This is a genomic window from Micromonospora eburnea, from assembly GCF_900090225.1.
Lineage (GTDB): Bacteria > Actinomycetota > Actinomycetes > Mycobacteriales > Micromonosporaceae > Micromonospora > Micromonospora eburnea.
In genome coordinates, this window is sequence record NZ_FMHY01000002.1 from 2,735,454 (window position 1) to 2,756,343 (window position 20,890).

Here is a 20,890-nt window from a genome sequence, read left to right on the forward strand (position 1 = left end):
CGCCGGGAGCCCGACCATGAAGATCGGCATTTTGTCGTACCACTTCCCGCCGGAGCCGGCGTTCATCCCGGGCAGCCTCGCCGAGGAGCTGGCCGCCCGGGGCCACGAGGTACGAGTGCTCACCGGCTTCCCCGACTACCCGGGCGGGCACGTCTACCCGGGCTGGCGGCAGCGCTGGCGGCACCAGACCCACAGCGAACGGTTGACCGTCCGCCGGGTGCCCCGGTACGCCGGGGGTGACGGTTCGGCCGGTACGCGGATGGCCAGCTGGCTCTCCTTCGCCGGCAGTGTGGCGCTGACCGGCCGGCGTTACCTCGGTGACGTGGACGCCCTGTACGTCTTCCAGCTTCCGGCGGTCACCTTCGCCGCAGCCGGCCTGCTCCGGTTGCTCGGGCGGGTGCCGACCGTGCTGCACGTGCAGGACGTCTGGCCGGAGGAGGACCAGCTCCGGGCCGGTGAGGCGCACCGGTTCTCCGGGCGGCTCGGCGCCACCCTGCGCCGGATCTACCAGGAGGCCGACGGCATCGCGGTCAGTGCCCCGGCGATGCGGGACCTGGTGGTCTCCGGCGGCGCAGAGGCGGGCCGGGTGCGGGTGGTGCTCAACTGGACCGATGAGCGGATCTTCCGGCCGACCGAGCCGAGCCGGGCGGCCCGGCGGCTGATCCGCCGGGACAACCGGTGCGTGGTCATGCACGCCGGGACCATCGGCGTACGCCAGGGCCTGGAGACCGCGGTACGCGCGGCGGCGGCTTTGGGCGACCGGATGGACCTGGTCCTGGTCGGCTCGGGAGCCGAGGAGCGGCGGGTGCGGGGGCTCGCCGCCGAGCTGCGGGCGGACAACGTCCGATTCGTCGAGCGGCGGTCGCCGCTGGACATGCCGGAGCTCTACGCGGCGGCCGACTACCAGCTCGTCATGCTGCGGGACCTGCCGGAGCTGCGTGGCATGGTGCCCGGCAAGCTCCAGGCGGCCCTCTCCTGCGCCTCGCCGGTGGTCGCCTCGGCCGGCGGCGACACGGTGGCGGTGGTGGAGCGGGCCCGGGCCGGGCTCTCCTGCCCACCGGAGGACTGGGCCGCGTTGGCCGACCGCTTCTGGCTGGCCGCGGCGATCCCACCGCCCGCGCGGTCCGAGATGGGCCGGCGGGGGCGCGACGCCTACCTGCGGGAGATGTCGCTGCGGGCCGGCGTCGACCGGATCGAACAGATGCTCCAGGAGGTCACCTCGCGGCCCGGCCGCCGGCGTCGCTGACCGCACCCACTCCAGGTGCGGCATCTGGGGGTATCCGGCCTTCGGGGAGACCGGGACCTGGCGCATCCGCGTCGCCCCCGGGCGGGGTGCCGTGCGGTCGGCGGCCATTCGGCGTCCGTGGGGCGTCCGACGGTCGGAGGACGATGCACAATGACCGGATGAGCGCGGGTCAGCAGTGGACGGACCGGGCCGGCCTCGTCGTGCTGCCCGGCGGCGCGACGGTACGCGGGCGGCGGCTCGCCGCCCCGGCTACGCCGGCCGACTTCGCCCTGCTCCTGGCCTCCGGGCCGGCTCCGGCCTGGCCGTACCGCCGGATCCGGTGGCCCGACTTCCTGGTGCCGAGCGACCCCGCCGACGCGGTGGACGCGCTGCGGGAGGCGTGGCGCCGGGCGTATGCCGGGGAGCGGGTGGAGGTCGCCTGCCGGGGCGGCGTCGGCCGGACCGGCACCGCGCTCGCCGCCCTCGCCGTGCTCGACGGGGTGGCGCCCGAGCAGGCGGTGCCCTGGGTGCGTGCCCACTACCACCCGCGCGCCGTGGAGACCCCGTGGCAGCGGCGGTGGTTGCGCCGGCTGCGCTGAGCGGTCTGCCGACGACCTCACGTGACCGGCCGGCGGGCGCGGCGTGGCGATCCCCGCCGGTGTCACCACCGGGCGATCTTGCGGGTTAGTCTCCCTGGTCATGGGAACTCGGGTTCTGGCCACCCTCACCGCTGCCGTTTTTCTGGGTACCGGGACCGCCGTCCCCGCCGCGCCGGCGGGACCGGGTGTCGTTCAGGCCGTGCCCGTCGCGGCGGCCGCCCGAGCCCCGATGCCCTGCCCGAAGGCGCCGGCACCGAAGGTGTCCCGCCCGCCCCGCCCGGTGCCGCCGCCGAACGTGGTGGAGGATCGGGTGGTCGGTGGCGAGCGGCTGGACACGCCCGGGTTGGTGGTGCCGGACGGCGTACCCGCGCCGCCGGCGGTCACCGCCACGACCTGGCTGGTCGCCGACCTCGACACCGGCGCCGTGCTGGGCGCCTGCGGTCCGCACGAGTACGGCACCCCGGCCAGTACCCAGAAGCTGCTGCTCGCGGCCACCATGCTGCCCCGGCTCGACCCGAAGCAGGTCGTCACCGTGACCCGCGACGACCTGAAGATCGAGCCGGGCAGTTCAGCCGTCGGCCTGCTCGTGGGCGGGAAGTACACGGTCGAGACGGTGTGGCTCGGGCTGCTGCTCAACTCCGGCAACGAGGCCGCCAACGTGCTGGCCCGCCTCGGCGGCGGCGCCGACGGTGTACCCGGCGGGGTTCGGGCGATGAACGAGGAGGCCCGCCGGCTCGGCGCCCGGCAGACCCACGCCGTCACCCCGTCCGGCTTGGACGGCAAGGGACAGTTCACCAGCGCGTACGACCTGGCGCTGATCGCCCGGGCGTGCTTCGCCAACCCGCTGTTCCGCCGTTACGCGCTGACCAGGAACACCCAGATTCCGGCCCAGCCGGCCCTGAAGAAGGGCGGCTTCCAGATCCAGAACGAGAACAAGCTCATCTACAACTACCAGGGTGCCCTGGGCGGCAAGACCGGCTTCACCCAACTGGCCCGGCACAGCTACGTCGGTGCCGCCGAGCGCGGCGGACGCCGCCTCGTGGTGACCCTGCTCGGCGCCGAGGCCCGCCCGGTACGCGGCTGGCAGCAGGGTGCCCAACTGCTCGACTGGGGTTTCTCCCTGCCCCGGGACGCGTCGGTCGGCCGGCTGGTCGAGCCCGGCGAGCTGGACTCGGCGACTGCGGACCCGGACGGCTCGCCGGCCGCGCCCGGCTCCACGTCGACGCCGTCGGCCCAGTGGCGGGGACCGGCCGGCACCGCGCTGCGCCGGATGGCCGACGGTGACTGGCGGATCATCCTGCCGGCCGCCGGCATCCTGGCCCTCACGGTCGGCGGTCTCGTGGCGGCACTGGTCGCGCGCCGGGGCCGGTCCCGCCCGGTCGGCCGCCGCCGCGCCTAGCGCCGCCCGCGGGGCTCCGGCCCCCTGACCGACTCCGTGTGCGGGATGTGGTGGTCCTGGCGGGTGCCGGTCACCGCTGTGTGCGCCACATGGGGTGGCGGCTTTCGCCGGAGGGACCGGTGCCGTTGCCGCCCGGCGGACGCCGGAATCGCCCTATGGTCGGAGCATGCGGGACAGCGGCGCGGCCGGCTCCGCCGTACGGGTCCGCCAGCTCCTCGCCGACCGGGGCGTGCCGGTACGCGCCGTCGCGCCGCTGCCCGGCGACGATCGCGGATCACACCCGTGGCGGGTCACCGTCGCCGACGGTCGCGACCTGTTCGTGAAACTGTCCGCCGGCCGGCAGCGGGACGCGGGACGCCTGCGCCGGTGGCGTCGGCGGCTGCGCTACCGCCACCTCGACGACCAGCCGGCGTACGACAGCGCGGCGGGAAAGGCCGGGCACGAGGCGCGCCTGCTGCGGCTCGCCCGGCGGGCCGGAGTCCGGGTGCCGCGCCTGCTGGCCAAGGACGTCGGCCCGGCCGGGGCGGGGCTGATCGTCGAGGAGTTCGCCCCGGGCCGGCCGCTGGACACGCTTGACCGGGGCGAACTCGGCGCGGACGCGCTCGCCGACGTCTGGCGGCAGGTCGCGCTGCTGCACCGGGCCGGGCTGGCCCACCGTGACCTGCGTGGTGCCAACGTGCTGGTGACCGACTCCACGGCCCGGCTCGTCGCGTTGGCCGCCGGCACCGACCGGGCCAGCCCCGAGCAGCGTGCCCGCGACCTGGTGGAGCCGCTGGTCACGCTCGCCGGGCTGGCCGGCGTACGCCACACCGTCGCCGCCGCCGTCGACCACCTGGGCGCCCCGGCGGTGGCCGACAGCCTGCCCTGGCTGCAACCCGCGCTGCTGTCCCGGCCCGCCCGGCACACGCTGGCCGCCCGCCCGGGCCTGCTCGACGATCTTCGCGCCGAGATCGCCCACCGCTGCCCGGGCCGTCCCGTGCGCACCGTCCGCGTCGTCCGGTTCGCCGGCCGGAACCTGTTCCTGCTGGCCATGCTCGGCGTCCTGGGGTACTTCCTGGCGACCGAGTTCAGCCAGTTCACCCTGGCGGTGCGGGCGCTGGGACGGGCCGACCCGGCGGCGGTGGCGGGCACCCTGCTGGCTGCCGCGGCGACGTACCCGCTGAGTGCCCTCGCGCTGCGCCTCGCGGCGGCCGGCCGGATCCCCGTCGGCACCACCGTTTCGGTGCAGGTGGCGGCCGGCTTCGTCAACCGGATCGCCCCGGGCGCCGTGGGCGGGTTCGCGCTCACCCTGCGCTACCTGCGCCGGCAGGGCCTGCCGTTGCCGGTCGCGGCCACCGCGGTCGCCATCGACCGGGCTGCCGGCTTCCTGGCCGTCGCCCTGTTGCTGCCGGTCCTGCTGCCCTTCGCGCGGGGCTCGGCGGAGCACCTGCGTGCCGCGGCCGCCGGTCGGGGCTGGATGGTGCTCCTCGTCGGGCTCGGCCTGCTGGTGCTGGTCGGCATCGCGATCGGCACGCCCCGCTGGCGGGCCCGCGCCCGCCACGCCGGCCGGCAGGCGCTCGACGCGCTGCGCTCGCTGGCCCACAGCGGGCGGATGCTGCGGCTGTTGGCGGTCGGCGTGGCGCTCACCCTGGCGTACGCGACCGCGCTCTGGCTCTCGCTGCTCGCCGTCGGGCTGCCCGCCGAACCGGCCCTGGTCGCCCCGGTGGTGCTGGTGTCCGTACTGGGCGAGGGGGTGGCGACCGCCGCGCCGACTCCGGGCGGGCTGGGCGCCACCGAGGCGGCCCTGATCTCCGGCCTGCTGCTCTACGGGGTTCCGGCCGGCACCGCGGTCGCCGGGGTGCTGATCTACCGGCTCGCCACGTTCTGGCTGCCGGTGCTGCCCGGGTACGTGGCACTGCGTCTGCTGGTGCGGCGACGCGCTGTCTGAGCGGCACCCGGCGTGGACGGCACGACTCTGGGTATGCGCCGCGACATGGAATCCCCGGGACGGATTGTCGTGGTCTCCGCCGATGTCGGCGGCGGTCACGACACGGCTGCCGCCGAACTGACGCGGCGGCTGCGCGGCCGGGGCCTCGTGGTGGACCGGCTCAACTTCCTGGACGTGCTGCCCCGCCCGGCGCACTGGGCCTTCAAGGAGATGTACCGGGGCATCCTGCGGTGGCTGCCGTGGGGCTACGACGTGCTGTTCGCGCTCGGCAACCGGTCCCGGTTCTCCGTTTCGGTGCTCCGGATGCTGCTCCGGCCGGTCCGTCACCGGATGCGCCGCGCCATCCCCGCGGACACCCGGGTGGTGGTGACGACCTATCCGTTCGCCAACCAGCTGCTCGGGCCGTTACGCCGACAGGGGCGGCTGGACGTTCCGCTCATCACGTACGTGACCGACTTCGTCCTCCATCCCACCTGGCACTCCCCGGGTGTCGACGTCTACTGCGCGGTGCGGCACGCGGAGGTGTATCCGGCCAGCGCGGCGGACGACATCGACATCACCGTGGTCCAGCCGCTGGTGTCCCCGGCCTTCACCGCCCCGGCGGCCGTCGACCGCCGACACGCCCGGCGCCGCTTCGGCCTGCCGGTGGACGAGCGGCTGGCCCTGATCGTGGCGGGTGCCTGGGGCGCCGGGGAACTCAAGGCCACGGTGGCGGAGGTCGCCGCGACCGGCCGGGTACGACCGGTGGTGGTGTGCGGGCGCAACGAGGTGCTGCGGCGGCAGCTGCGGGCCGACCACCCGTACGTCTTCGGCTGGGTGGACGACATGCCGACGCTGATGCGCGCGGTGGACGTGGTGGTGGAGAACGCCGGCGGCCTGACCTGCCAGGAGGCGCTCGCCTGCGGGGTGCCCGTGGTGACCTACCGCCCGATACCGGGGCACGGGCGGGCGAACGCCTCGGTCCTGGCCCGCTCCGGCCTCACCCGGTGGGTGCCCGATCGCGACCAGCTCGGACCGGTCCTGACGGCGCTGACCGGCGATCCCCGGAGTACGCGCGGCGCCGGCACCCGGCTGCCCGGACACCTGGCCCGCGCCGACCCGACCGAGTCGTGGCTCGACCCGGCGAGCGTCGTCGCCGAGGCGGCGAGCCGGGCCGCGAGCGCGGGGGGTCGGGAGCGTGGCCGGCGGGCCCTCGTCGACTCGGTCGGGGACGCGGCCGCGGTGGTCGCCGCGCTGCTCCAGTCCTCCGGCGGCCCGTGGTGAGCGGTGGTCCCAGCCGGGCCGGCTGGGCCGCGGCGGCGACCTTGCCGGCGCTGCACCTGGCGCCGGTGGTGACCGCGCTGCCGGCCGTACGACGCCGGTTCTTCCCCGGGCTGCACGGCGTCGGCCCGCCGGACCGGGTCGCGCTCACCTTCGACGACGGCCCCGACCCGGAGTCCACCCCCGGGTTCCTCGAGGTGTTGGCCGCGCACCGGGTCCGGGCCACCTTCTTCCTGCTCGGCGTGATGTTGCAGCGGTCGCCCGAGCTCGGGCGGGACATCGTCGCCGCCGGCCACGAGGTGGCGGTGCACGGCTGGGGGCACGACAACCTGCTGCTGCGTGGGCCGGGGGCCACCGTACGCGACCTGGCCCGCACCCGCGCGCTGATCACCGCCGTGACCGGCCGGGCACCCCGGTTCCTGCGCCCGCCGTACGGGCTGCTGACCGGCGCTGCCCTGGTGGCGGCGCGTCGGCTCGGGCTGGAGCCGGTGCTCTGGAGCTGTTGGGGCCGGGACTGGACCGCCACGGCCACCGCCGACACGGTGTACGACACCGTCCGGGCGGGACTCTCCGGCGGGGGCACGATCCTGCTGCACGACTCCTCGTGCACCGCCGCGTCGGGCGCCTGGCGGGCCGGGTTGGCCGCCCTGCCCCGGTTGCTGGCCGAGTGCCGGAGCCAGGGCTGGAGCGTCGGTCCGCTCGGCGGGCACCGGGATGTGGCCCAGTGATCATCGCGGTCGTGACCGCGCTCGTCGCGGCCTTCTGCTACGCGCTGTCCACCACCATCCAGCAGCGGGCGGCGAAGCGGCAGCCGCCTCGGCGGGCCTGGGATGTGCGGTTGCTGTGGCGGCTGCTGCGTACCCGGTCCTGGCAGTTGGGCTGGACGCCGAACGTGGGGGCTCTCCTCGCCCAGGCCGTGGCCCTGCGGCACGGCCCGTTGGCGGTGGTGCAGCCGTTGCTGTCCACCGGGCTGTTCATGGCCATCCTGATCGAGGCCGTCTGGTCCCGGCGGCCGGTGCAACGCCGTGACCTGGTGGCGACGGTGCTCGGCACGGCGGGCCTGGCCGCGTTCCTGGCCACAGCCGCCCCGTCGGCGGGGGTCGACGACCCGGCCGCCACCGCGTGGTGGTGGGTGTCGGCCGGGGCCGGCGGCGCCGTGGCCGCCTGCCTGGCGGCGGCCCGGCCGACCACCGGCGCGGCCCGCGGCGCACTGCTCGGCGTGGCCACCGGCATCCTGTACGGCCTGGCCGCGGCGTTGATCAAGGCGGTGGTGACCCGGTTCCACGGCGACCTGCTCGCACTGATCACTGATCCGCGGCTGGCGGCGCTGGTGGCGGTTTCGCTGGTCGGCGTGCAGGTCAACCAGAACGCGTTCCAGAGCGGGCGGATCGCCGCCCCGCTGACCGCGCTCACCCTCACCGAGCCGGTGACCGGCGTGGTCGTCGGGGTGACCGCGTTCCGCGAGAAGCTGTCGCTCGGCGGGTACGGAATCCCGCTCGTCGTGCTCGCGGCGGCCGCGATCGTGGCGGGCGTCTGGCTGGCCGCCGGCGCGCCGCGCAAGGCCCACTGACATCCGGGGCCGCGGACGTGCCCGTGGCGCTCCCCGAAAGAGCCGCTGCCCGTCCGCGCGCGCTCGGACCCCGCCCGGCCGTCCACGGCCGCCGCCCACGCTCGGTCCGACCGGCCCGGTCAGCCCGAGGCCAGGCTGATCGGCCCATCGGCGGACTCGGCGCGGACCGGTTCCGAACGGGCCGGGCCGGGCGGGGCGGGTTCCGGCACCCAGAGCCCGACCCGGGTGCCGATGCCCGGCCCGCCGCCGACGGTCATCCGACCGTCGAGCGTCGCGGCCACCGCACCGACGATGGCCCAGCCGAGTCCCGTTCCGGTGGCGGTGGGACGCCCCGGCCGCCCGGCGAGCAGGTCGGGTACGGCCTCCGGCGGGATGCCCTCTCCCGAGTCGATCACCTCCACCGTCCAGCCGGCCGGGTCCCGGCGGCCCACCAGCGCGATCCGGTCCCCGGGCACGGTGAACTTCACCGCGTTCTCGATCAGGCAGTCCAACGCGGCCTCCAGCCGCTCCGGGTTGACCCGGGTCGGCCCGATCGCCGACCGGCAGGACCATTCCCGGTCGGCGGTGGGCGCCCACCGCCGGGCGATCCGGGCCAGCTCGGTGTCCAGGTCGACCGGGCGCACCGGGTGCTGCTGCTCCAGCTGCATGAGGGTGACCAGCCGGTGCGCGATACGGGTCGCCTTGTCCAACTCGTCGAGTACCACCGCGGTGTCCGCCAGGGTCGGCGGGTCGTCGTGGGCGGTACGCAGCAGTTCGGTGTATCCGCGGGCGATGGTCAGCGGCGTACGCAGCTCGTGCGAAGCGAGCCGGACCAGCAGTTCCTGCCGGTGCGCCCGGTCCCGCTCGGCCTCGCCGATGCGGCGCATCTCGTGCAGCAGCACGTGCCGGCGGTGCACGTGCCAGGCCATCACGACGAAGATCACCGCCATCAGCGGTTCCTCGGCGGTCTCCTCCCAGCGGATCTCGCCGACCGCCGCGTGGTGGGCCAGGATCACGCCGGTCGTGGTGGTCACCGCCACCAGCGCGGCCACCATCCAGGACAGCGGCCAGGTGGTGAAGCCGTAGACCAGGGCCAGGCTGATCCAGACCAGGTGGAACGGCACCGTCTCCTGGCCGGGCAGGAACCACATCAGCGCCACGTTGATCGCGGCGAAGACGATCCAGACGTGGGCCAGCAGCCGGTCAACCGAGGGCGTACGCATAGCCCACCCCGCGCACCGTCTCGATCCGGTCCGGCCGGTCCAGCCGGCCGCGCAGCCGGCGGACCGACACGTCGACCACGTTGCTGCCCGGGTCGAAGTGCAGGCCCCACACGTCGGCCAGCAGCTCCTCGCGGCTGCACGGGCGGCCGGCCCGGCTCATCAGGTGCTGCAACAGCAGGAACTCGCGCAGCGGCAGGTCCACGCGTACCCCGTTGACGGTGGCCTGACGCCGGTGCAGGTCCAGCTGCGCCGGGCCGACCCGCAGCCACCGGCCCGCGTCTCCGGCGGACGCCCCGCGCATCCGGGCGCGTACCCGGGCCAGCAGCTCGGCGACCGCGAACGGTTTGCCGAGGAAGTCCGCCGCGCCCGCCTCCAGCACCGCCACCCGAGTGCTGATCTCCGGTATCGCGGAGAGCACCAGCACGGGTTGCTCGGGCCGCCGCTCCAGCAGCCGGTCCAGCACCTGGCGGCCGTCCAGACCGGGCAGCATCAGGTCCAGCACCACCAGGTCGAAATCCCGGCGCAGCGCCGCGTCCAGGCCGGATGTGCCGGACGACGCCCGCTCGGTCAGCAGGCCGCCACCCTCAAGTGCCCGGGTGACCAACCGTCCGATCCGCTCGTCGTCCTCGATCACCAGTACTCGCCCCACCGTGCCCCCACAGCCGTCGGTGACTTTCTGGCCTCCTCATGAAGCGCGCCTCGTGCTCGTCCACGCCACCGCCGAAACGGGCACATCTCTGTCGCGGTTCCGACAGCCGGTCGTGGGCCGGATGACGGTCGCATGACGAGGCCGTCATAAACCGACGTCGGAGCGGCGGCACCGCCCATGCTCCTCACACCAGCCCGGCCGCCACCGCCGTGGCCGTTCTCCGCTGACCGAGAGGGGTGAGGGCATGCCGCGCCGTTTCGTCTGGTCGCGCTGGTTCGTGTCCGCCAGTTGCCTGCTACTCGTCGGGTTCGTCGCACCGCCCGGTCGGGCTGCGGCCGCCGCCGACCCCACCACGGGTGACATCACCCTCAAGGTCGTCAGCGCCCGGACCGTCGGGCCGGCGCCACAGATCCAGCAGGGCGACCCGGTGACCGACTACCGCTGGATGATCACGGCGGACGACACCGGTGACCCGCACGACGCCTTGTCGCACTGCCTGCCGGCCCGGGCCGGGGTGGCCAGCGCGCCGGACTTCGCCGACCACTGCCGCTGGCCGTCCATCCGCAACACCCCGGGCGCGGTGCCGGTGGTGGCCCAGGGCGACCAGGAGACACTCTCCGCCGGCAAGGCGCTGGGCCGCCTGCCGGCCGGCCGCTACCTGATCTCGGTCACCGCCGACGGTTACAAGATCGACGGTGAGCACTTCACGGTCACGCCGGGCCGGACCACCGCGGTGAGCGTCGGCATGCAGCCGTACCCGCTGCCGCTCGGCACGGTCCGGTTGCGGATCTTCGAGGACAGCGTCCCGGTCGACGGCACCTACGAGGTCGGTGCCGAGCGGGGCCTGGCCGGCTTCACCGCCCACCTCGCCGACGTCATGGGGGAGGTGACGGTCGACTACTACGGCAACCCGCTCTGCACGGAGTACGAGCACACCAGGCCCGACGTCAGGCACCCGGCCGGGCAGGTCGTCTTCGACGACGGCAGGCCGGTCATCGCCAAGGAGTCCACCGGCTGCCGCAGCGACGCGAACGGCGACATCGTCATCCCCAACCTCGGCCCGAACCGGTACGCCGCCTCGGTCGTCGCCCCGAGCGGGCAGAGCTGGGTGCAGACCACGACCCTGGAGGGCGGCCACGACTGGGACGTCTGGGTGCAGGAGAACGACACCGGCTACGACACCGAGCAGAGCCTCGGCGGCGAGCTGGTGCCCTACGTGGACTTCGGCTTCGTCTCCCCGACGGCGCTCACCGGCACCGCCACCGGCGCGATCACCGGCACCGTGGTGCAGGTCTACACGTACATCGGCGGGCAGGGCGGCGTGACGGTGCCGGAGACCGGGGTGGCCGGCGGGAAGATCGCCGGCCCGGTGAGCCGCCCCTGGGTGGCCCTGTCCGACCTGGGCAACGGCGACCAGATGATCTACCTGGACCGGGGTGCCGCCGACGGTTCCTTCCGCATCCCGCACGTACCCGACGGCGACTACCAGCTGACCCTCTGGGACGGCCCGCAGGAGATGCTGCTCGACTCGTTCAACGTCACGGTCAGCGGCGGGAAGACGGTCGACGTCGGCACCAAGCCCCTCGCGGGCTGGTTCACCGAGATCACCGGCACGGTCTTCGTCGACACCAACGGCAACGGTCGGCAGGACCCCGGCGAGAAGGGTGTGCCCCGCTTCCCGGTGGTGGTCAAGGAACGCGACAACTCCCTGATGGACCAGGGCACCAACAGCGTGGTCACCGACAGCAACGGCCGCTACGCCATCAAGGAGGTGTACCCGCTGAGCAAGTGGCTGGTGCTGGAGGCGTTCCACACCCGCTACAGGACCACCGGCATCACCTACCAGGCGCCCAACGACCCGGGCCCGACCACATTGCTCGGCGCGGCCGTCGACGTCGACGTGCTGCCGATCATCGGGCTGTCGGGCCGGGTGGACTGGGGTGTGCAGCCGTACCGGGGAACGGAGAACGGCGGCATCGCCGGCACCGTCACCTACGACACCACGCGCAACGAGCTGGACCCGGCGTACGCGGTCACCGAGCCGTACCAGCCGGGCATTCCCGGCCTGAAGGTGCATCTGTACGCGGTGGTCCGGGACGAGAACGGGGATCCGGTCCGGGACGAGGACGGGTCGCTGAAGAAGGGCCCGGAACTCAACGACGCGTACACGTCGGAGACCTGGGAGCCCGGACGCGGCTGCACCGCGCGGATGTTCGACGGGCGCCCACTGACCGACCAGCTCGCCCTGCCGGACTTCGGCACCGAGGCGAACCGGATGTGCGTCGAGGCCCCGATGATGGGCTTCCAGACCGCGCCGACCGACAACGATCCGACGAACTTCGGGCAGACCGTCAACGGCAACTACGCGTTCGCCGACTCCAAGCTGAACCTGATCCCGCCGGGCGACCCGGCGAACCCCGGCCCGGGCCACGACCTGCCGCTGTACGCGCCGCTGCCGGACGGCCAGACCCAGCCGCTGGTGCCGGACGACTACCTGGTGTCGGTGGAGCTGGGCGAGAATCCGGTCGGCGGCGGGTCGATGTACCTGCCCACCCGGGAGGAGGACGTCAACGTCTTCGCCGGCGACGGCTACCTGCCCCAGGAGAACTTCCCGCCCTCGCCCGAGCAGGCCACCGACCAGCCGGCGCCGCCCGACCCGCAGCCCGACCCGGGTGAGCCGCCGTCGCAGGGCAACGGCATCAACTCGTCCTGCGCCGGTGCCCTGCACGAGGTGCACGTCACCGATCCCGCCTTCATCGACGGCGGCGGCAGCCCGTTCGAGGGCCGGCAGCGCCCGCTCTGCGACACCAAGCTGGTCGAGGTCCGGGCCGGGCAGGCCAGCGCGCCCAACTTCAGCCTCTTCACCCCGGTGCCGCTGCCCACCCACTTCTGGGGGTTGGTGATCAACGACCTCGGCCTGAGCCACGACAAGCGCAGCGTCAACTACGGCGAGGCCGAGGGCATCCCGAACCTCCCGGTCGGCCTGTACGACTGGGCCGGCCGCCTGGTGGACACCGTCGACACCGACTTCAACGGCATGTACGAGGCGATCGAGCCGTCGACCAGCACGTACAACTGCCCGCTGCCGGCCGGGCCGTGTCCGAACATGTACCGCTTCGTCGGCAACGACCCCGGCCAGCCCGGCCACCTGAACGCCAACTACAACCCCCGCTACCGCACCATCGGCACCAACTTCCAGGCCTGGCCCGGCCTCTACACGGTGACCGACACCGCGCCCACCTCGGTCGCGGCGGTCGGTGCCTCGCCCGGCTCCGGCCAGCTCGGCGCGGTGCAGTGCGACCCGGCCGGGGACAGCCCCCAACTGTTCGCGGTCTCCCGGCCCTTCCTGCGCAGCACCGACACCGACCGCCGAGTCACCATCACCGGCACCGGATTCGGCGCCCGCGGTCCGGGCAGCGCCGTCGCCTTCGACTCGGCCGGCACCGACCCGAGGGTGACCGTCAACTCCTGGTCCGACCGGAAGATCGAGGTCACCGTCACCGGCGGCTCGGTCGGCCCGGCGGAGGTGAGCGTGACCGCCGCCAACGGACGACAGACGGTCAACGGCCTCACCTTCCAGATCCTCGGCACCACGACCGGCAGCGGCCTCGGCGGCGCGGGCAACCCCCGGCTGTTCCAGGTCAAGCCACCCGGCTGGGCGACGCGTGCCGGGGAGACCACCTACTCGGGCGTGCAGGCGGCGCTGGAGGCGGCGGCTCGCGCCGGCGGCATCGGGGTCGTCGCGGTCTGGCCGAACACCCCGAGCTCGGACAATCCGGCCGGCGCCTACCTGGAGAACGTGGTCGTGCACTCCTCGGTGCGCCTGCAGGGTGTGGGCCCGGGCGGCCGGTACGCCGACGGCACGGTGGTCGCCGGGTCCATCCTGGACGGCCGGGCGTTCGCCATCGACAACCCGAACGGCACGGCGTGGATGACCCTGGTCGCGTCCCTCGCGCATGCCGGACCGGAGATGGTGCCGGACGGCGCGGTGGTGACCGTGCTGGCCCGTCCCGGCCAGTTCAGCTCGGGCAACGCGGTCACCATCGACGGGTTCCGGATCACCGGCGGCAACCAGTCCGACTTCCCGGGCAACATCAACCCGGTGACCGGCGGGGTGAGCACCCCGTACGGCGCACCGGGCGCCGTGGTGACCCAGGGCGGCGGCGTCTACCTGCACGGCGCGGCCCGCTACACCCGGATCACCGACAACGTCATCGTCGCCAACAGCGGCTCGTACGGCGGCGCGGTCCGGGTCGGCACGCCCTACCTGAACACCGGCAACGACCACGTCACCATCTCCCGTAACCAGATCCGGGACAACGGCGGGACGAACCTGGCCGGTGGCGTCGGCATCTTCGCCGGCAGCAACGCGTACTCGGTGGACAACAACGCCATCTGCGGCAACTTCTCCGCCGAGTACGGCGGCGGCATCAGCCACTTCGGCCTGTCTCCCAACGGCCGGATCGCGAGCAACCGGATCTGGCTCAACCAGTCGTACGACGAGGGCGGCGGCGTCATGATCGCCGGGGAGCTGCCGTCGGATCCGACGAAGCTGTCGCCCGGCTCGGGGACGGTGCAGATCGACGCCAACGTGGTGGAGGCGAACCTGGCCAACGACGACGGCGGCGGCGTCCGTCTGCTCCAGGCCGGCAACGTGCCGATCTCGGTGACCAACAACATGCTGGTCGACAACATCTCCACACACGAGGGCGGCGGCATCGCGCTCGACGACGCGCCGGACGTCCGGTTGGTCAACAACACCGTCGCCGGCAACATCACCACCGCGACCGCGGCCACCAGCGACGGCCGCGCCGCCCCCGCCGGCCTGTCCACCACCGCGAACAGCGCCCAGTTGCAGGCCACCCTGCGGGCGGGCGCGCCCACCTTCAGCGACCCGAAGCTGTTCAACAACGTGTTCTGGGACAACCGGGCCGGCGAGTGGACCGGCGAGTACGTCAAGGGCATCGGTGCCACCGACGCCCCGGCGGGGGACGCCGTCCGTCACTGGGACATGGGCTCCGCCGACGGGGTGGGCCCGCTCTCCCCGGCCAACTCGGTGCTTCAGGACACCACCGGCACCGCGCTCAGCAGCACCAACCGGGTCGGTGTCGACCCCCGGTTCCGCAGGCCGTTCCCGGTCTCGGTGCAGGTCCTCACCTCGCGTACCTTCCCGTCGTTCCGGCAGGCGGTGATCGTGCTCCAGCAGGTCCCGCTGACCGCGATGGGTGACTGGCACCTGGTCGACGCCACCTCGCCGGCCAACGACCTGGGGGTGCGCTCCCGTGCCTACGGCACGGTGACCGTCACGGCCCCGACGGTCGACATCGACGGTCAGGCCCGCAGCACCGCGCGTCCGGACGCCGGCGCCGACGAACTGCCCGGACCGCCCCCGGGCGGCCGGTCAGCACCGGTCGTTCCGGGCCGCCCGCACCGGGCGTACCCCGGACCGCCCGCCCATTCCACTCGTTGAGGAGGAGATCGTGACCGATCCCGTACGGCAGCGGAGCATCAGCCGGCGTGCCCTGCTGGCCGGCGTCACCGGTCTGGGCACCTGGGCGGTCCTGCCGGAAAGCGGCTCCGACGCCCAGCTGCGCGGCCCGGCGGCGGTGCTGCCGCGCGCGGTGCCCAACCCGACGGCGACCCTGCACCTGGCCGCCACCGACGGCTGGGTCTCCATGCCGCAGGGCTCCCCGCCGATCAGCCCGTTCTGGCCCGACCCGCTCGCCCCGCCCAACACCGACCTGTACGTCTTCGGCTTCCGCGACGTCACCGGCCTGTCCGCCACCGAGGTCACCGCCCAGCGTGGCAAGGCGCAGATCACCGCCCCGCTGCTCGGCTTCGACCAGGAGACCGACATCAAGATCAAGCTGACCAACCTCGGCCTGGCCCAGCGCCCCGACCTGGTCGACGGGCACACCGTGCACTGGCACGGCTTCCGCAACGCCATCCCGCTCTTCGACGGCGTGCCGGAACTGTCCATCTCGGTGCCGATCGGTCGCGAGTTCACCTACTTCTTCCGGCCGCACGACGCGGGCACCTACATGTACCACTGCCACTTCGAGGACGTCGAGCACGTGCAGATGGGCATGACCGGCATCGTCTACGTACGCCCCACGCAGAACGCCGGCACCGCCGACGTACCGCCCGGAAAGTACGTCTACAACGACGGCGACGGCACCACCCGGTACGACCGGGAGTTCGCGCTGATGCTCACCGAGGTGTGGGCCGAGGCGCACTACCGCGACGCGCACATCCAGACCACCGACTGGACCGACTACAAGCCGTCCTTCTTCGCCTTCAACGGTCGTTGCTATCCGGACACCCTCGCCCCCAACGGCGACCCGCTCAGTCCCGCCGCCGGGCGGTTGCGCTACCAGCCGATCTCCGCACTGGTCACCGCGAACGCGGGGGAGCGGGTGCTGCTGCGGCTGGCCAACCTCGGCTACTGGAACCACACCCTCACGGCGGACGGCATCGACCTGCTGGTGGTCGGCAAGGACGCCGCGCTGCTGCGCGGCCGGGACGGCAGCGCCGAGTACCAGGTGACCAACACCATCGAGATCGGGCCGGGAGAGAGCCGCGACGTCATCTTCACCGCGCCCGACGCCGGCACGTACCTGCTCTACGACCGCGACCTGATGTCGCTGGCCAACGCCGGCGGCGGACGGGGCGGGCACCTGACCGAGATCCGGATCTCGCCGCCCGGCACGCTCGCGGCACAGACCCGGGCGAACGCCTGAGATGGGGGTACCCATGCTTCGTCTCGACCGCGGCCGGTGGAAGCGGCTGATCGCGGTGCCGCTCGTCGCGGCCATCGTCGCCGTGCTCCTCGTCCCCGGGCCGCATCAGGTGGCCGCCAGCCCGCCGGCCGGCCTGGAATGCCTCACCTCCCGCGACAACGCCTTCGACCTCACCGCCACCGGCGGGTACGTGGCCATGCCGGACGGCAACACCATCTACATGTGGAGCTACGCGCCCAGCGGCGGCGAGTTCCAGCTGCCCGGCCCGACGATCTGCGTCGCCTCCGGCGTGAAGGTCACCGTCGTGCTGCACAACACCCTGCCGGAGCCCACCTCGGTCACCTTCCCCGGCCAGGTACAGGTACTCGCCGACGGTCAGCCGGCCCAGCCGGAGAGCGACACCTCCGGCAACCTCACCTCGCTCACCACCACCGCCGCGGCCGGCAACGGCTCGGTCACCTACACCTTCACCGCCGGCCCGCCGGGCACCTACCTCTACCAGTCCGGCACCGATGTTCAGAAGCAGGTGCAGATGGGGCTCTACGGCGCCCTGGTGGTCCGTCCGCCCGGCCACCCGGACCGGGAGAACGGCCGCGCCGACTCGGCGTTCGACCCGGACCACGAGTACCTCTACCTGCTCGGCGAGATCGACCCCGATTTGCACCTGGCCGTCGAGCGCCGGCGAGCGTACGACTTCACGAGGTACAAGGCCCGCTACTTCACCATCAACGGGCGCAGCATGCCGGACACCCTCGCCCCCAACCACGCCGACTGGCTGCCCGACCAGCCGTACGGTGCGTTGATCCACATCCAGCCGTACGACCCGACGAGCAACCCGAAGCCGGCTCTGATCCGCTACCTCAACGCCGGCTCGGTCAGCTACCCGTTCCACCCCCACGGCAGCGACGAGCAGCTCATCGCCCGGGACGGCCGGCCGGCGCAGGGTCCCGGCGGGCAGGACCTCTCGTTCTCCAACTTCCTCATCGACGTCGCGCCCGGGCAGACCGTGGACACGCTGATGGTCTGGAAGGACGCCGAACACTGGAACCCGAGCACGAACCCGATCCCGGTGCCGCTGCCGTCGTTGCAGGACCAGATCGTCGGCCCCGGCCCGGAGACCTGGTTCGCGGAGAACCCGTACCTCGGCGGGGAGCAGGGCGAGCTGCCGCCCGGAGTGGTGCAGAACAACCAGTGCGGCGAGTACTACCACGTCGCGCACAGCCACGCGCTGGAACAGGCCACCAACTACGGGGCGAGCTTCGGCGGAATGATGACGCTGATCCGCATCGACCCGCCCGCCGGATGCCCGGCATGACACGGCAGGGGAGGGCGACGATGACACTGACCCGTACGCCTCGGCTGGTCGCCGGAGTCGCGGCGGCGCTGCTGGTGCTCGGCCCGGCCCCGGCTCACGCCGCGGCCCGGCACCCCGCCGCATCCGCCGGGCCGGCGTCGGCGACCCTCGCCGGACCGCCCGGACCACCGCAGGGCACGTTGCCGCAGACGGGCTGCCAGCGGGCCGCCGGCACCGCCACCTGCGACCTGTGGGCCAAGCCCGGTTCGGTCGTGCTGCCCGGTGCCGCCACGCCGGTGCCGATCTGGGGCTTCGCCTCGACCGACGCCGCCGCGGCCACCCTGCCCGGCCCGGTGCTCGTGGTCGACCAGGGCGACCAGGTGACCATCACCGTGCACAACGGGCTCACCGACAACCTGTCGCTGGCATTCCCGGCGGTCACCGGGCTCGCCCCGGACCGCACCGGCGCCGCCCCCGGCGCCGCCCGCAGCTACACCTTCACCGCCGCCCGCCCCGGCACCTACCTCTACCAGGCCGGCCACACCGAGTACGGGGCCAGGCAGGTCGCCATGGGCCTGGTCGGCGCGCTGGTGGTCCGCGCCCCGGCGGTCGGCGGTCGGCCCAGCGCCTACGGGGACACCGCCTCCACCTATGACGACGAGGCGGTGCTGGTGCTCACCGAGGTGGACCCGGCGTTCAACGCCGCCCCGCGCACCTACGACATGCGGGCGTACGCCCCGAAGTACCGCCTGATCAACGGCAAGCCGTTCCCGGAGACCGACGTGGTCGCCACCGACGTCGGCCGCCGGGTGCTGCTGCGCTACGTCGCCGCCGGGCTGCAGCCGCACCCGATGACCCTGCTCGGCCTCGACCAGGCTGTCGTCGGGCAGGACGCCCGGCCGGCCGCGTACCCGGAGGCGGCGGTGACCCTGCCGCTGCAACCCGGGCAGGCGGTTGACGCCGTGGTCGACGTGCCGACCGGGCCGGACGGGCGGCGCTTCGCCCTGTACGAGTCCGGCGGGCAGCTCAACAACGCCGGCCAGCGCTACGGCAGCACCGTCAACGGGGTCAGCCCGCAGCAGGCCTTCGGCGGCATGCTGACCTTCCTGGACACCAACCCGCCGCCGATCAGCGGCGACCACACCGGCCCGACCTCGGCGAACGTCCGCGTCACCCCGAACCCGGCCAGCGTGCTGAACACGATCACCGTCACCGCCGACTTCACCGACGCGCGCAACGGCAACTCGGTGGTGGACCGGGCCGAGGCAGTCGTCGACGACCTGCGGATCGCCGAGGGCACCGGCGTCCCGTTCACCGCCGCCGGCTTCGGCGTCGGCCCGACCGTCGTCGGCGCCACCGCGGTCCTCCCCGGCGACCTGCTCGGCACCCTGACCCAGGGCAGGCACACCGTCTGGGTACGCGGCCACGACGTGGCCGGCAACTGGGGCGTGGTCGGCAGCACCACCCTGAACCTCGCGGTCACCGGCGCGGTCACCACCGCGGTCAGCCTCAGCCCGAACCCGACCAACGGCACCGGCGACATCGCGATCTCCGCCACCGGCGACGACCGTGGACTGGGCGGCACTGTCACCGACGCCGAGTACTTCGTGGACGCCACCGGGCCCAGCGGCAGTGGCCGCCCGCTCACCCTGGCCAACCCGGGCGCGGCGGTCAGCGCCGAGTCCGGCGGCATCCCCGCGGTGGTCGCCGCCGCCCTGGCCGAGGGGCGGCACAGCGTACAGGTGCACACCAGAGACTCGTTCAACTTCTGGGGCCCGTACGGCAGCGTCGACCTGGTGGTGGACCGGACGGTGCCGACCCTGCTGTCCGCCGCGGTGGACCCGGCCGTCACCGACGGTCGTACCGGCTCGGCGTCCGACCCGGCCCACCTGCGGATCAACGCGGCGTTCACCGACCCCGTCGGCGGCGGGGTGCACTCGACGATCGCGGGTGTGGAGGGCTTCCTCGACGTCGGCGGGGCGGACGGCACGGGGTTCACCTTCCTGGCCCTCGACGGGTCGTTCAACAGCGCCACCGAGAACACCTACGGGCTGCTGCCGCTGAGCGAGCTGACCGGGGTCGCCGACGGCACCCACCGGGTGCTGGTGCACGCCCGCGACTCGGCCGGGAACTGGGGGCCGCTCGCCGCGGTCACCTTCGTCCTGGACCGGACCGGGCCGGTGATCACCGCCCTCACCGCGACTCCGAACCCGACCGCCCGGGCGGCGACGCTCTCCCTGGCCGCCACCGCCACCGACGTCTCGGCGGTCACCGCCGCCGAATGGTACGAGGGCACCGACCCCGGCGTCGGCCACGGCCACCCGATGACGGTCAGCGGCAGCGCCGTCTCCGCCACGGTCGCCCTCAACGGGTTCAGCAAGGGCAACCACACGTTGTGGGTCCGGGCCCGGGACGCGCTGGGCCACTGGGGTACGGCCGCGTCGGTGACGGTCAACGTCGACCCACCCGACGCGATCTTCTCCGACGGGTTCAGCAGCGGCACGAGCGCGTGGTCGCAGGTGTCCGGCACGGTGTCGGTCAGCGCCGGCCAACTGGTCGCCGGCACGGTCGGCTACGTCGTGGACGACACCCCGGCCGCCGAGCGCACCATACACACCAAGGCCGACGTCATCCTCGGCACGTTCAACCCGCAGACCGCCGTGGTCACCGTCCACCAGCTGCGCAACGCCGCCGGCAGCCCGCTCGCCGTGGTGCAGTATCAGCGCGGCAACGGCGTCAACCAGTTCCGGCTGGGGCTGCTGCGGCCAACGGGGTGGGCGTACACCGGGTGGGTGAACGCGAGCGGTGGCACGGTCCGGCTGGACTGGACGTCGGCCACCACGGGCTCGGCCACTCTCCGGGTCGGCACGGCCACCATCGGCACCCTGACCGGCGACACCAGCGGCTACACGGTGGAGTCGGCGGCGCTGGGCCTGGTCGCCCGTACCGCCACCACCACCGGGTCGCTGAGCTTCGACAACTACGCCTCCACCCGCTACACCGCACCCTGAGCCGCCTGTGGGGC

Annotated in this window: 13 protein-coding genes; 11 read left to right on the forward strand and 2 right to left on the reverse strand. The window is 73.7% G+C overall.

What is annotated here, in order from left to right; genetic code table 11:
- Window positions 1-16 precede the first annotated feature (16 nt).
- The 7 genes from GA0070604_RS12880 (at window position 17) to GA0070604_RS12910 (ending at window position 7,980) form a co-directional block, all read left to right on the forward strand.
- Window positions 17-1,246: a glycosyltransferase family 4 protein gene (locus GA0070604_RS12880; protein ID WP_091127077.1), complete on the forward strand. Its 1,230-nt coding sequence runs from the start codon at window positions 17-19 to the stop codon at window positions 1,244-1,246.
- 158 nt (window positions 1,247-1,404) lie between these two features.
- The gene (locus GA0070604_RS12885; protein ID WP_091118172.1) at window positions 1,405-1,824 is read left to right on the forward strand and encodes a protein-tyrosine phosphatase family protein; all 420 of its coding nucleotides are present in this window, start codon (window positions 1,405-1,407) and stop codon (window positions 1,822-1,824) included.
- Between the two features lie 100 nt (window positions 1,825-1,924).
- The gene (locus GA0070604_RS12890) at window positions 1,925-3,223 is read left to right on the forward strand and encodes a D-alanyl-D-alanine carboxypeptidase family protein (protein ID WP_091118173.1); all 1,299 of its coding nucleotides are present in this window, start codon (window positions 1,925-1,927) and stop codon (window positions 3,221-3,223) included.
- Window positions 3,224-3,389: 166 nt separating this feature from the next.
- On the forward strand, window positions 3,390-5,150 hold the full coding sequence (locus GA0070604_RS12895; protein WP_091118174.1) for a lysylphosphatidylglycerol synthase transmembrane domain-containing protein: 1,761 nt from the start codon (window positions 3,390-3,392) through the stop codon (window positions 5,148-5,150).
- 45 nt (window positions 5,151-5,195) lie between these two features.
- Window positions 5,196-6,413, forward strand: coding sequence for an MGDG synthase family glycosyltransferase (locus GA0070604_RS12900; protein WP_091127078.1), 1,218 nt, complete (start codon window positions 5,196-5,198; stop codon window positions 6,411-6,413).
- Window positions 6,410-7,138, forward strand: coding sequence for a polysaccharide deacetylase family protein (locus tag GA0070604_RS12905; protein WP_091127079.1), 729 nt, complete (start codon window positions 6,410-6,412; stop codon window positions 7,136-7,138). Before GA0070604_RS12900 ends, GA0070604_RS12905 begins: the two co-directional genes overlap by 4 nt.
- An 11-nt stretch (window positions 7,139-7,149) precedes the next feature.
- Complete coding sequence (locus GA0070604_RS12910; protein WP_141721281.1) at window positions 7,150-7,980, forward strand: DMT family transporter; 831 nt, start codon at window positions 7,150-7,152, stop codon at window positions 7,978-7,980.
- A gap of 119 nt (window positions 7,981-8,099) precedes the next feature.
- Here the strand turns inward: GA0070604_RS12910 and GA0070604_RS12915 are convergent, their stop codons facing one another.
- Complete coding sequence (locus tag GA0070604_RS12915) at window positions 8,100-9,182, reverse strand: sensor histidine kinase (RefSeq protein ID WP_091118176.1); 1,083 nt, start codon at window positions 9,180-9,182, stop codon at window positions 8,100-8,102.
- Window positions 9,163-9,816 carry a response regulator transcription factor gene (locus tag GA0070604_RS12920; protein ID WP_244161867.1) on the reverse strand — a complete coding sequence of 218 codons (654 nt, stop codon included), beginning with the start codon at window positions 9,814-9,816 and terminating at the stop codon, window positions 9,163-9,165. Before GA0070604_RS12920 ends, GA0070604_RS12915 begins: the two co-directional genes overlap by 20 nt.
- 259 nt (window positions 9,817-10,075) lie before the next feature.
- Here GA0070604_RS12920 and GA0070604_RS12925 point away from each other — a divergent pair, with 259 nt between their 5' ends.
- The 4 genes from GA0070604_RS12925 to GA0070604_RS12940 are packed head-to-tail and all read left to right on the forward strand — an operon-like array spanning window position 10,076 to window position 20,876.
- The gene (locus GA0070604_RS12925) at window positions 10,076-15,301 is read left to right on the forward strand and encodes an IPT/TIG domain-containing protein (protein ID WP_091118178.1); all 5,226 of its coding nucleotides are present in this window, start codon (window positions 10,076-10,078) and stop codon (window positions 15,299-15,301) included.
- A gap of 10 nt (window positions 15,302-15,311) precedes the next feature.
- Window positions 15,312-16,571 carry a multicopper oxidase domain-containing protein gene (locus tag GA0070604_RS12930; RefSeq protein WP_208602031.1) on the forward strand — a complete coding sequence of 420 codons (1,260 nt, stop codon included), beginning with the start codon at window positions 15,312-15,314 and terminating at the stop codon, window positions 16,569-16,571.
- A gap of 13 nt (window positions 16,572-16,584) precedes the next feature.
- Window positions 16,585-17,886: a multicopper oxidase domain-containing protein gene (locus GA0070604_RS12935; RefSeq protein WP_167363443.1), complete on the forward strand. Its 1,302-nt coding sequence runs from the start codon at window positions 16,585-16,587 to the stop codon at window positions 17,884-17,886.
- A gap of 20 nt (window positions 17,887-17,906) precedes the next feature.
- Window positions 17,907-20,876 (forward strand): multicopper oxidase domain-containing protein, encoded by a 2,970-nt coding sequence (locus GA0070604_RS12940; protein WP_167363444.1) that lies wholly within the window; start codon window positions 17,907-17,909, stop codon window positions 20,874-20,876.
- The last annotated feature ends 14 nt before the right edge of the window (window positions 20,877-20,890 follow it).